This is a genomic window from Marinobacter sp. EhC06 (assembly GCF_001650915.1).
In the GTDB taxonomy this organism is placed as follows: domain Bacteria; phylum Pseudomonadota; class Gammaproteobacteria; order Pseudomonadales; family Oleiphilaceae; genus Marinobacter.
The window spans coordinates 358,967-372,168 of record NZ_LXYO01000012.1 but is presented as its reverse complement, the minus strand read 5'-3'; the positions used below and the strand labels follow the sequence as shown (position 1 = coordinate 372,168).

The following is a 13,202-nucleotide window of genomic DNA, read 5'->3' as shown; positions in this document are numbered from 1 at the left end:
AGATCCCCATGAGCGATCTTATCCAGCTCGAAAAACGCGGACACATCGCGGTATTGACCATCAACAATCCGCCGGCCAACACCTGGACCAAGGATTCACTGATTGACCTGACGAATATCGTCAAGGAGCTGAACGAAGACCGGAATATCTTTGCTCTGGTGATGACCGGGCGGGGTGAGAAGTTCTATTCCGCTGGTGCTGACCTGAAAACCTTCGCCGATGGCGATAAGGCCCGGGCCAATGAGATGGCTCAACTGTTTGGCGAGGCTTTCTCCACGCTGGGTCGCTTCCGGGGCGTGTCGATCGCCGCGGTTAACGGCTATGCGATGGGGGGCGGCCTGGAGTGCGCCATGGCCTGCGACATCCGCATTGCCGAAGAGCATGCTCAAATGGCGCTTCCTGAGGCCGGTGTTGGCCTGCTGCCCTGCGCCGGTGGTACCCAGAACCTGCCCTGGCTGGTAGGCGAGGGCTGGGCCAAGCGGATGATTCTTTGCGGAGAGCGGGTGAAAGCCGATACGGCATTGCGAATCGGCCTGGTTGAAGAGGTGGTGCCAACCGGACAGAGCCTTGATAAGGCGCTCGAACTGGCGGAAATGGCCTGCCAGCAGAGCCCGTCTTCCACTGCCCGTTGCAAGACCCTGGTGATGAGCGCCCGTGATGGACGCAGCCACGACGACGGCTGGCGCATGGAGCGGGAACTGTTTGTTGAGCTGTTCTCCACCGAAGACCAGAAAGAAGGCGTGAACGCGTTTCTCGACAAGCGTAAGCCGGATTGGAAAAACCGCTGAAGCCGGCCCGAAACACGCTGGCTCAAGGACCTGTTATGAGTGATCAACCCATTATCTTTGAAGAGTGGAAAACCGGCGATGGCGCGCTGATCGCCGTGGCCAGGCTGAATACGCCCAAAACGCTGAATTCGTTGTCTCTGGAGATGATCAGGTTGCTGACGCCGCAACTGAAGCGCTGGGCGGAAGACCCTGCTATCCAGGCCGTCTGGCTGGAATCCGAGGGCGACAAGGCGTTCTGCGCCGGCGGCGACATCGTTGCCCTGTATCGCAGCATGACCGAGCCTCAGGGCGCCAGTGAGGGTGAGGCATTCTTTAATGAGGAATATGAACTGGATTACCTGATCCATACCTTCCCGAAACCGATCGTGTGCTGGGGTCACGGCATCGTGATGGGTGGCGGCATGGGCATTATGGAGGGCGCCTCCCACCGGGTGGTGACTGAAGCCTCGAAACTTGCCATGCCCGAGATCACCATCGGTCTCTACCCTGACGTAGCTGCCGGCTGGTTCCTCAACCGGACGCCCGGCCGCACCGGTCTGTTTCTGGGCCTGACCGGCGCCCGCCTAAACGGTGCCGATGCAATCTTCACCGGCCTTGCGGATCGCTTCATCCGGCATGATCTGAAGGCCGAGGTTGTTGCCGAGCTTTGCAAGCGCGACTGGCAGGGCGAGGATCCCCATGCGGTGGTCGGTAGCGTGCTTCGCCAATACGAGCGTGAGAGCGCTGACGCCATGCCGGAATCACCGGTGCGCACTCATTTCGATGAGATCAACCGGGTTACTGATGCCGACTCCCTGGAAGCAACGGTTAACCAGCTGAAAGAGCTGTCCGGTGGCGACGGATGGGTGGCGAAGGCGACCCGCTCCCTGGCTGGTGCGTCACCCACATCCCTGGCTTTGGTCTGGCGGCACCTGCATGGCTGCAAACATGACAGCCTCAAGGAAGTTCTCGACAAGGAACTGGTGCTCTCCACCAAGTGCCTGACCAAGGGCGAGTTTGCCGAAGGCATCCGCGCGCTTCTGATCGACAAGGACCAGCAGCCCCGCTGGCGCTATGCGTCCCTTGCCGAAATGGACAGCGCATGGATCGACGATTTCTTTAAATGATATCTGGCCTGGTTGTCGGATTACGCTTCGCTAATCCGACCTACCCGGAGCGCAACCAAATCGTAGGTCGGATCAGCAAAGCGTAATCCGACAAATAGCGAAATATAAGAACAAGGAGAATGAACATGGCAAAAATCACCTTCATCGGCCTCGGTAACATGGGCGGCCCAATGGCCAGTAACCTGGTGAAAGCGGGCCACGAGGTCACCGTATTCGACCTGTCCAAAGACGCTGTTGCTGCCCTGGTGTCCGAAGGCGCAAAAACGGCAGACACGGCCCATGAAGCCGCCAATGGCGCTGAGTGTGTCATCACCATGCTGCCTGCCGGGCAACACGTGGAAGCGGTTTACCTGGGGGATGATGGCCTGCTGGCGAAACTGCCTGCCGGTACCCTGGTTATCGACTCCTCCACCATCGCGCCGGAAACAGCACGGGGCGTGGCCGAAGTGGCACGAGCCAAGGACATCCCGTTCCTCGATGCGCCAGTGTCCGGCGGCGTGGGCGGTGCCAAGGCCGGTACGCTGACCTTCATTTGCGGTGGCTCGGAAGAGGCCTTTAACAAGGCCAAGCCGATTCTCGATGCCATGGGCAAGAACATCTTCCACGCCGGTGATCATGGCTCCGGCCAGGTGGCCAAGATCTGCAACAACATGCTGCTGGCCATCCTTATGTCCGGCACCAGCGAAGCGCTGGCATTGGGCGTGAAAAACGGTCTGGATCCGGCGGTGCTCTCGGAAATCATGAAGCAGAGTTCCGGTGGCAACTGGGCGCTGAATGTCTACAACCCCTGGCCAGGTGTGATGGAAGGCGTACCCGCGTCCCGTAACTACGAGGGCGGCTTCCTGGTCAATCTGATGACCAAGGATCTGGGGCTGGCGTTCGACAACGCCGTCAAGAACCAGGCTTCCATTCCCATGGGCTCTCTGGCCCGCAACCTGTTCCAGCTCCACGCGGGGCAGGGCAATGGAAATCTGGACTTCTCCAGTATCCAGCGGCTCTACAAGCCCGAGTGAAGCGCTATCGGGGTCAGATGAAGTATTTCATCTGACCCTAGCCATCTTCCCGTTTTTGCGATCAGCCGCTGGATTTTCCGGGTCAGTGCTGGTACTTTTCCCGCCAGTTGTTATTCGGTAGCCCAACCAGGGATGTGGTTGGCCAAAGGCTGCCGGGAACAGGACATAACCATACCTTCAGGGATTGAAGATATGCCCCAGGCAAGCGGATTGCAGTTCACCGCCCGTGTTGGCGGATTCCCCTCAGATTTATTTTCCGTGGTTGGCTTCGCACTGACCGAGCGCCTTTCCGAGGTGTTTCAGGGTTGTCTTGAGCTGGCCAGTACCGACCCATCCGTTCGGGCTGCAGAGATTCTGGAGCAACCGGTTGATCTCGTTATCTGGCAGAACAGCATGCCTCTTCGGCGGTTTACCGGGGTGGTCAACGAATTCGTTCGGGGAGATGCCGGTCACCGGCGTACCCGCTATGAATTGAGTATCCAGCCACCGCTCTGGCGCCTTGGGATGATGCACAACAGCCGGATGTTCCAGACCCAGAGCACCGACACGATCGTGCGGACTCTGCTTGAGGAACGCGGCATTATCGATTCGGTTTTCGATCTGAAGCGCACCCCGGAGCAAAGGGAGTATTGTGTTCAGCATCGAGAAAGCGACTTGGCCTTTCTCGAGCGCCTCGCTGCTGAAGAGGGCTGGCATTATCGCTATGAACACGGGAGCGTGGACGGGGACACCCAGCCGGCGCTTATAATCGCCGACCATCATGGCGATGCTCCGAAACTGGAGCCGGCAGCATACAACGCCAAAGCAGGCGGCAGCACCCAGCGCCCGGCGGTGTATCGGTTCCGGTATGAAGAGCGGGTGCGGGTGGCCTCAGTGGCAATGAAGGATTACACCTTCCGGAATCCCGCCTATGGCCTGGTGCATGAGCATGCTTCTGGTGATCTGAAGCACCGGGAAGACTACCAGCACTTCGACTACCCCGGCCGCTTCAAGGCCGACGCCAGTGGCCAGCCTTTTACCGAAGCCAGACTGCAATCCCTTCGCAATGACGCCAGCACCGCCTCCGGCGAGAGCAACCGCCCGGATTTCAGCCCCGGCGCGAAAGTGGAACTGACCGAGCATGATAGTGACAATCTCAATCGGGAGTGGCTGCTAACGTCTATCACCCACACCGGAACGCAGCCCCAGGCTCTGGAAGAGGAAGGCGGCAGCGAACCCACCACGTACCACAACCAGTTCAAGGCCATACCTGCAGATCTGACCTGGTGCCCGCAGACGCCGCACCGCCCCCTGATGGACGGCCCACAAATCGCGATTGTCACCGGCCCGGAAGGCGAGGAGATTCACTGCGACGAATATGGTCGGGTGAAAGTGCGGTTTCCCTGGGATCGTTATTCAAAGAATGATGAGCACAGCAGCGCCTGGCTCCGAGTCAGCCAGGGCTGGGCCGGCGGCCAGTATGGTTTCATGGCCTTGCCGCGAATTGGCCACGAAGTGATTGTCTCGTTCCTGGACGGCGACCCGGACCAGCCGATCATCACCGGCCGAACCCATCACGTGACCAACACGCCACCCTATGGGCTGCCCGAGCACAAAACCCGCACCACATTAAAAACCAAAACCCACAAGGGCGAGGGCAGTAACGAACTGCGGTTTGAAGATGAGGCGGACCAGGAACAGATCTACGTCCATGCCCAGAAAGACCTGGATCTGCTCACCGAGAACAACCGCACGGAGGTGATTCGGAACGACAGTCACCGCACTGTGGAAAACCATGATTTCAGTCATGTGAAAGGCAACGAGCATCGCACAGTCGATGGCGAACAGCGTGAGTCGGTCGGAAGTGATTACAGTCTATCCGTGGGTGGCAGTTTTCACAGCAAACAAGGCAAAAACCAGCTCGTTGAAGCCGGCACCGAGATTCACCACAAGGCGGGCATGAAAGTCGTGATTGAGGCGGGAGCCGAGCTAACGCTCAAGGCGGGTGGCAGCTTTCTGAAACTTGATCCCAGCGGGGTGACTGTATCCGGGGCTTCGGTGCGTATGAATTCCGGCGGCGGGCCGGGGAGTGGGAGTGGGGTGTCAGCTCAGGGGCCTGCGCTGCCGGCCAGCCTGAGTGAAATTTCCGATACGAATGAACCGGCACAGCTTGCGGCAACCGAAACCCGGGCTTTAGCGGGTCCCACGCCAAGCTCGGTGCAGGCGCTGAAAACAGCGGCCAGGAACGATGTTGCACTGGTCAAGCAATGCGGGCGCAAGTCGGATGGCACCTGCGCCCTCTCATCCTGTTCATGCGAGGGCGTGACTGCATGATAGGGCTGGATGAAACAACCAGGGCGAAGGCCTACATTCTTTTCGACGGTGCGTTGTTTGATGCACCGCGCTTCATCTACGAGCATGACGATCAGCCCGAGCTGGAATATCTGTTCTTGGGCACACCACATGAAGCCGCTTTGGAAGTAACCCCGTGTCTGGTCAAACCTTCCGAGGCCACACGGCTCTGGCGAGCCCCATCTGTTTGGCAGGATAAAGCGATTATCGTTGTCTCGGATGAAAGCCTTCCGCTTGTGGCGGGTCATTTGCGCAGTTTGCTCAGTGTGCAGATGCCGGATGGGGGATTCTCCTATTTGCGCTATTACGCACCCAAGCAGCTCACGCGGCTGATGTCTGCATTAAATGAGCAAGAACGCGCTCGCTTTAGCGGGCCAGTCAGAGAGTGGCTGGTCTTCCAGCCGGACGGAGAGCTTTCCAGGTTCGATTCAGATGGCTCGCAACTCGCCAGGAAAGCCGTTGAGGAAGGCTGGTTTCTGCTTACTGATATTCATGTGACGGCGCTGTCAGAGAGCGCCAGGCATGAATTCGTCGAGAAGTTGGGCCGCTTTCTCGACTTCAAGGATCGAGCACGGTTGGAGCAATGGATCAATGAGGCATCCGCGCTGGGTTTTCGAACCGAAAAGGAGGTTAGCCGTTACGCAGAGCTGGCTGTGGTTCACGGGGAGCGGATCAAGCTTGCCGAAATCCGCACCATTCTGTCTGACTCTGAGGTCTCGACTGGCGCACGTCTGGAAGCAGCTGATAACCATTTGGCATACGGAGTTGCCTGATGAATTCTGAATACACCGTTCGCTCCGGCGACACCCTCAGTGCGATTGCACAACGGCATCAAACGACCCTCAGCAGCCTGATGCGGCTGAATCCTGAAATTGAGAACCCGGATCGAATCTTCCCGGGACAACCGCTCAAGATTCCGGCGGCTAACGAGGAGCAATTCTCCAGCTGTGACGTGGGTTCTGTTGCCCAGGAGCCATCCTGTTCCGAAGAAATCGTGGAAGTTGTTCACGTAACCGGAGCGGACGAGCTGATTCTTTTGACTGAGGCGGAATTGGCGGAGTGGGTCGAAGAAGAGGAATTTGTTTGTGGTCCGATAACCGAATTCTACCGCAAGCTTGACGGACTCGATGAAGGCGAGACCGATTCTGAACTTGGCGCGACTGAAGGCGAAGGGCAACTGTTGTCTGAAGTGCAGGAGGAGAAAGAGCGGCTGATAAACGAACTTGAGGCTCGCTCAGTCCTGACCACCGACATGCAGTCCATCCCACCGATTACTGAGATAAAGCGGTTGGCTGGCAATAAACACGTCACTTTCGTGCGCTCTGACAAGATCGCGAACCACCCTCGCCGGTATCCGATGGCATCGCGAGACAGCGAGCGCAGCAAGGGGTGGCTGACCGAGAACGGCGTTGATCCAGCGAAGCTTCGAGACGCTATCCGTAGCGAACTCAACGTCAAGTTCAACGCAACCCTCTGGGAGCCGGATAAGAATGGCGCGCTTATGACGACGTTGAACAAGTTTTACGATGAGGCATCCTGGTCCATCTGGGGAGACGCGGAAGCCAGGCGGGAAGCGGTCGACGAAACCGGGTTTGATGCCTCCGCAGAGGCACAGTTCATGCGCTTTGCTGCCGGCGCGGCAGCTTCGGGTGAATTTGATCCGCGCAAGGGAAAAGTGCATTTCCAGGCGAAAGCGGAAGCGCAGTATGCGCTGGCGCAGGGCAAGGTTGGTGTTGAGCAGGCGTTTCCGGTGAATAACCGCTCGGAAATCAGGATTCCTTATCGGGTTGGAGGCTGGGATGGCGAGCGAAGAGTTGCTTCGTTGGGGCATTTTCAGGCTGCAATTAATGCCTCGCTCTCGGGTTTCGCCGGCGCTTCAGCTCTTATTGCTGGCAATGTCCACGTGTCAACAAAAGATGGCCTTCCCACTCTCAAGGGAATTGCGTCGAGGAAGAGCGGGCAAAAAGCGGGGGGCGAGGCAGGCGTATTTGCAGGCATTCGTGGCGGCTGTGAGGTGTCGGGAGAATTGCGCTGGAAGGACGTACTGACCGATAAGCGTGAGTGGGAAAGGCTTTGTCGTGTAGGTAAGAAGGTCGAGGCAGCGTTGGGGGCTGGGGCAGAGGCCGAACTCAGGCTGTTATTCAGCCCGGAGACTGGCAAATTTTATGTAAACGCACACGCCGGGCTTGTGCTAGGCGTGGGGCCATCCGGAAGCTTTCTCTTGGAGATCGAGACTCAGAAAGTCATTCGGATGCTCCATTTCGTTTACAACGCACTGATGGATGTGGACTTCAGATATTTAGAGCTCTTTGATTCGAATAGTTCCGCCTTTGAGTGGTACCAGCGAATTAGTTTGTATGCCCTTGGTAGGGGACTGTCTGCCGTTGCGGCTGCGGAAGAATTTGCCAACTCCATGGCGACAGAGATCGTTCGATTTGTCGAGTCGTTTTTCGTAAACCGTGCTCGTGAGGAGCGGGGTCATGAATTAGCTTACAACGTGGTCGTCGATTTGGCGTTGGCCGAGGACTCTGTGTTTAGGCATTCCCCTCCTGAAGTAAAAGGGGTGGTATTGGACAATATTCTTTATGACTGGTGGGTGACCCCTAATTTGTGGGGTGACGATGACATCAAAATTACAGCTGTTAAGCAGATAATGGAAACCTTTCAGGGTTGGCGCGATTTCGAGGAAACCGTTATGCGAATGAACCCTGAAGGTTTTGCGAGGCAAGAGGATTTTGACTCGAATGTTGAGCGACTTTTTGCGTTCATTGGGAAAAACAAAGCGGATCAGCGCATGTTCATACTTGGGCTTCAAGGCCAAAGGGCAATTGCGGGAAGGCCCGTGAAAATGGATCCTTTCAACGTCTGCCGTATTTGTAGGATCGGCTAAGGAAAAATTACATATGGTTCTGAAAAACCGTTTGCAGCTGGGTTTGTTGGTGGTGCTTGCAACCTCATTACCTGCATGTGAGAGATTTGGTAATGGCTCGGCCGATGCGGTTTCGCGGATCAAGCAAAAAGCGATTGAAAACCTGGTATTTGTTGAGGGAGGTATTTTTGAGTTGGGTGACGTGGGACACTCGAATGGTTCGCCTTATGTAGTTTTAACGGATCACGCCCGGCCTGCGGTCGAGGTCAGCGTCGATAGCTACTCAATCTCCAAATACGAGACAACTTGGGGAGAAATGCACGTCTATTACGAGAAAGTTGGACACATTTCCTTGTATGAGGGGTCGGGGTATGACGAGAAATTTATCGCCGAACCAAGTGAAGATCCCCTGTCTCCTTATTTCCATCTTAAACCCGCCAGGACCCCAAACTACCATGAAGCAGAAGGCTACTGCGCCTGGTTAGGCGATCAAACCGGTTTACCTTTTGCACTGCCTACGGAAGCTCAGTGGGAATATGCAGCGAGAAGCCGGGGAAAGAAAGTGCCTTATGCGACCAACACGGGAGAAAAAGCTCCGGATACTTATTTGCAGAGACCCGTGCAATACATTGATCCGAGCACACCTCCATCGGGCAACATGCTTAGCCATGATTTCAGTGTGATGGAGCGTCGTCCTGTGGGGTCCTATCCGCCAAATTCAATTGGTATTCACGATATGACGGGTAACGTCGCTGAATGGACTCAGGATTGGTTTAAATCTGACTATTACGTGGAGGCCGGCTTTGATAATCCAGGAGGTCCTCAGAAGCCGGTAGATCCTGCAAATCCTGAGAAGACTGTTCGAGACTGGGCTGGTATGGGGGGTAGCTTTGGCGGCGGTGATACTGTGTTTGCGAGAAGCGGAGGATCTGTTGACTCAGGGAGCATAGGCTTCCGCTGCGTCGTCAATCATCCTGAGCCGATAAACTAACGAAAGGGCAGGAAGCCCTTGATAAAAGCGAAGTGCCCATCTTGGGCAAGTTGATCGGCAGCCAACTAATCGTCTCTGCCTTTCATTACGATTCAAGGAGGAAAATTATGAGTGACATGGCGCTGAAAGTATCCAAGCAAAAGAACCGCTTGTTGGCACTTTTTCTTGCAGGTTTTCTAGGGCTTTTCGGCGCAGATCGGTTTTACCTTGGTAAGTGGAAATCGGGCGTTGGAAAAGCTTTGACATTCGGGGGACTAGGTATCTGGTGGTTCTTTGACTGTGCTGCCATGTTGATAGATGCATTTCTTCACTCACTTGGCAGAGATACTGGCTTTGTGAAGGATGCTCAAGGACGTGATCTGCGTTACGGCCTTTCAATGTACAGATTGAAGGATGGTCGTCTGCAAAGGGATTGGTTTACGGGCTAAACATTTGGTTTTCGAAACTTTGGCTGCTGTTTCTAGTGAACCTCCCGTAACCCTCTCCCGGATGCGCCCGCTCACCGGTGAAGGTAGACTGACCGTTTTGAACGCTGGCCTGGATTCTTCCGGGCCAGCTTATTTCCACGGCATGCAGGGTTCATCATGGACGGCCAATCCACTAATAACGAACCGGCGGGCGAGAAAAAGCGCCCGCTGATTTCATCGGATCTCGCCACGCCGATCTACGGGTTGTTCGGCCTGGGGATCCTTTACACCCTGTACGTGGCTCACCAGATTGTTCTGCCCATCATTCTCGCGGTAATGACGAGCCTGCTGCTTTCGCCTCTGGTCAAGAAGGCATACCTAAAGTGGCGGATTCCCCGGATGATCAGTTCTCTGGTTTTCGTGCTGTTGGTGCTGGCGGGAATCGTCGGCATAACTCTGGCGGTGGCAACCCCGGCGTTGAAGTGGGCGGAAGAGGTGCCTCAGGGCATTTCGCGCTTGCTCGTTGGCGAGAGTGAAATCAGCCGCCAGATCGCGAAAGTCACAGAGTCCGCGGAGCAGGTTGAAAAGTCCGTGGAGGAGCTTTCAGAGTCGGAACAACAGCAGCCAACGGCGGTTGTTCTGCAAACGGAGTCCTGGCGCAGCCAATTAATGGCCAAGGCCCGAAATGCGATCGCCGGCTTGGCGCTGGCACTGGCATTGACCTATTTTCTGCTGGTCAGCGGTGATCGTCTGATCAAGAATTTTGTCCGTCAGTTGCCCATTGATCAGCGGAAAACGGTACTTCGGATTACCCACGATTCCCAGCATCAGATTGCCCAATACCTGGGTGTTCTCAGCCTGAGTAACCTGGCGGTGGGCACCACAACCGGCCTGATCTGCTGGGCGGTCGGGCTGCCGGATCCGGCTGTGTGGGGGCTGGTCGCCGGGCTAGCCCGGTTTATCCCCTATCTGGGGGTTATTCTCTCTATCTCCATGCTTACGATTGTCTCCGCCATCAGCCTTGATGAGTTCTGGATGATGGCCATTGCGCCGCTGGGATTCCTCGGTTTGACCACGCTGGTCGGTTTTTTCATCGAACCCTGGATTCACGGCTTTCGGATGGCGATCAATCCGGTGATTATCTTTGTCTCGATTTTCTTCTGGGGCTGGCTCTGGGGCCCGGTTGGCGTGCTTCTGGCGGTACCCCTGATGACGGTCATTCAGGTGGTGCTCAAGCAGATTCCCAAGCTACGCCCGGTGTATAAGGTAATTGCGCGGTAGAGCTGAAGTGCCTTTGAATAATGGATACCCGTAACATGCCCTGACACGCTCCGGAAACTCACCTATCCTCTCTGAATACCCGAAATTCAGCAAACAGGGAGGATCGTCAGCCCATGATCCCGAACACCATGAAAGCCATGGTTCTGACCGGTCACGGTGATGTCGACAAACTGGAGTATCAGGACGTGTCTGTTCCTGCTCCCGGACCGGGAGAGGTGCTTGTCCAGGTGACGGCTACGGCGAAGAACAACACCGACCGCAAAGCGCGGGAAGGGCTGTACCCCACCAAAAAAGGCGAAATGACATCCTTCCAGATGGGCGGAAAGCCCACGCTGGTTTTTCCGCGGATTCAGGGGGCAGACATCGCCGGGCGTGTTGTGGCTGTTGGTGACGGTGTGGACGAGTCTCGTATCGGCGAGCGGGGACTGCTGGATTTCAACATTTACGCCAATGACCGGCGGGACATCAACCTCACACCCGATTACTTCGGGCACGGTGCCGATGGCGGCTATGCGGAATATGTAGCGCTCCCGTCCGACCAGTTCCACCACATACCCAACGCCGAGTTGGCCGATGCCGAAGTCGCGTCCATGGGGATGTGTTCCTATCAGACTGCCATGCACATGCTTACTTCGGCCAACATCAGCGCCGGCGAGCGGGTGCTGGTTACCGGCGCCAGTGGCGGTGTCGGCACGGCCCTGATACAGCTTTGCCGGATCATGGGGGCCATTCCCTACGCTCTCAGCAAACAGGACAAGGCGTCGGCTCTCCTTGAGTTGGGTGCCGAGGCCGTGCTGGATCGGTCTGATATGGACAGTTTTGTGGATCGTGTGAAAGCGGAAACCGGTGGCAAACCCATCGATGCGGTAATGGACCTGGTCGGCGGTGAGATGACCGATGTGTTCATCGACATCATGATCTTTGATATGAACGCCCGCAGCACCTACCCGCGACTCAGTATTGCCGGCGCCAGCGGCGGCAATATCAGCGAGATTCTGTGGACCCGGATCTACCTGTACCAAGTGCAGATTTTCGGGGTATCCCATGGCACCCGGGAAGAGGCGGAACAACTGATGGCGTGGATCCGGGGAGGGCAGCTGAAACCGGTTCTGCACGGAGCCTTCAAACTCTCCGATCTGCACCGGGCAGAAACGTATTTTGTGAACCGGGGTAGCAATTATCTCGGCAAGATCGTGATCGTTCCCGACTCACAATGGGAAGAACACGGCCAACCCTGGTCACTGGAGAGCGCCCGATGAAACCGGAACTGACTATTCAGTTGATGGATACTCACGCCGGCGGTGATGTCAGCCGGATCGTGACCGGTGGCATTGATCTGTTGCCCGGCGATACCGTTCGGGCACAGATGGAGTACCTGCGGGATGACGCCGATGGCCTGCGCCGGCTTTTGTTGGAAGAACCATACGGCGTGCCGGAAATGTCCGTGGATTTGCTGGTGCCGCCAACGGATCCCCGGGCCGCAGCCGGTTACATCATCATGGAAGTCATGGGTTACCCCATATACTCAGGCTCCAATACCATCTGTACGGCCACTGCAGTGCTGGAATCGGGCATCGTGCCGAAACAGGAGGGCAAACAGAACTTTCTCCTGGAGTCTCCCGCTGGCCTGGTTCAGATCGAGGCGACGGTGCACGACGGCGTGGTGGAATCCATCACCTGCGAGGGGTTGCCCAGCTATATCCACACCTACAAGGCCACCATCGACGTGCCCTCGCTGGGTGAGATTACCTACAGTGTTGCCTACAGTGGCGGCTTTTATGCGTTGGTGGACGCGTCCAGTCTGGGCTTTGATCTGACCCTGGACGAGGAGCGCAAGCTGTCGGAAACCGCCCACGCCATCGTTGAGGCCATCCAGGCCGAGCGGGGCTTCTCCCATTACACCCTTGGCGATGTGGGGCCGTTGCCGTTCCTCCACTTCATGGGGCCGGTGGAGCATGTGGCAGAGGGCTATTACCGGTCACGGTCCGCAACCTATGTGCATCCCGGTGTGATCTGCCGGAGCACAACGGGCACCGGCACCTCCGCCCGCCTGGCGCTGATGAATTATGAAGGCAGCATAAAGCCGGGCGACAAGCTCGAAACCGTTTCCCTGAGAGAGACGGGATTTATCGGGGAATTTACCTCCGTCGAGGAGGAGGGCGAGTACCAGGTGATCAAGAACAGCATCACCGGCAAGGGCTATGTCATCGCCCGCTCCGATATTGTGGTCAACTGCGATGATCCCATGGTTGAGTGCGGATCCCTCCACCACATTCTGTCCAGCCGCCATACCGGAAAAATTACCCCTCAATCCTGAGGCCCTTTTCGGATCGCTGCCCCGGGCGCGGCGGGCCCGCTGCGCCTGGTTTCCCATCTCATAAAACCAGCCGGATTTCTTCCTTTTTGGTCTAAAGTT

The 13,202-nt window shown here is 56.6% G+C and carries 11 protein-coding genes; all 11 read left to right on the top strand.

The window, feature by feature from the left end:
* Window positions 1-8 precede the first annotated feature (8 nt).
* Entirely contained in the window at window positions 9-788 is a 780-nt protein-coding gene (locus A8B84_RS08085) for an enoyl-CoA hydratase (protein ID WP_064227226.1), read from the top strand.
* Between the two features lie 35 nt (window positions 789-823).
* On the top strand, window positions 824-1,894 hold the full coding sequence (locus A8B84_RS08080; RefSeq protein ID WP_064227227.1) for an enoyl-CoA hydratase/isomerase family protein: 1,071 nt from the start codon (window positions 824-826) through the stop codon (window positions 1,892-1,894).
* Between the two features lie 125 nt (window positions 1,895-2,019).
* Window positions 2,020-2,907, top strand: a complete 888-nt coding sequence (mmsB, locus tag A8B84_RS08075) for a 3-hydroxyisobutyrate dehydrogenase (protein ID WP_064227228.1) — start codon at window positions 2,020-2,022, stop codon at window positions 2,905-2,907.
* A gap of 192 nt (window positions 2,908-3,099) precedes the next feature.
* Window positions 3,100-5,220, top strand: a complete 2,121-nt coding sequence (locus A8B84_RS08070; protein ID WP_064227229.1) for a type VI secretion system Vgr family protein — start codon at window positions 3,100-3,102, stop codon at window positions 5,218-5,220.
* Window positions 5,217-6,011 carry a DUF4123 domain-containing protein gene (locus A8B84_RS08065; RefSeq protein WP_064227230.1) on the top strand — a complete coding sequence of 265 codons (795 nt, stop codon included), beginning with the start codon at window positions 5,217-5,219 and terminating at the stop codon, window positions 6,009-6,011. Before A8B84_RS08070 ends, A8B84_RS08065 begins: the two co-directional genes overlap by 4 nt.
* Window positions 6,011-8,128, top strand: a complete 2,118-nt coding sequence (locus A8B84_RS08060) for a LysM peptidoglycan-binding domain-containing protein (RefSeq protein WP_064227231.1) — start codon at window positions 6,011-6,013, stop codon at window positions 8,126-8,128. The genes A8B84_RS08065 and A8B84_RS08060 overlap by 1 nt, the downstream gene beginning before the upstream one ends.
* A gap of 13 nt (window positions 8,129-8,141) precedes the next feature.
* The gene (locus A8B84_RS08055; protein ID WP_064227232.1) at window positions 8,142-9,098 is read left to right on the top strand and encodes a formylglycine-generating enzyme family protein; all 957 of its coding nucleotides are present in this window, start codon (window positions 8,142-8,144) and stop codon (window positions 9,096-9,098) included.
* A 107-nt stretch (window positions 9,099-9,205) separates the two neighbouring features.
* On the top strand, window positions 9,206-9,526 hold the full coding sequence (locus A8B84_RS08050) for a TM2 domain-containing protein (RefSeq protein ID WP_082905118.1): 321 nt from the start codon (window positions 9,206-9,208) through the stop codon (window positions 9,524-9,526).
* A 156-nt stretch (window positions 9,527-9,682) separates the two neighbouring features.
* Window positions 9,683-10,786: an AI-2E family transporter gene (locus A8B84_RS08045; protein WP_064227233.1), complete on the top strand. Its 1,104-nt coding sequence runs from the start codon at window positions 9,683-9,685 to the stop codon at window positions 10,784-10,786.
* Between the two features lie 113 nt (window positions 10,787-10,899).
* Window positions 10,900-12,045, top strand: coding sequence for a zinc-binding dehydrogenase (locus tag A8B84_RS08040; protein WP_064227234.1), 1,146 nt, complete (start codon window positions 10,900-10,902; stop codon window positions 12,043-12,045).
* The gene (locus A8B84_RS08035; protein ID WP_064227235.1) at window positions 12,042-13,103 is read left to right on the top strand and encodes a proline racemase family protein; all 1,062 of its coding nucleotides are present in this window, start codon (window positions 12,042-12,044) and stop codon (window positions 13,101-13,103) included. The genes A8B84_RS08040 and A8B84_RS08035 overlap by 4 nt, the downstream gene beginning before the upstream one ends.
* Window positions 13,104-13,202 lie beyond the last annotated feature (99 nt).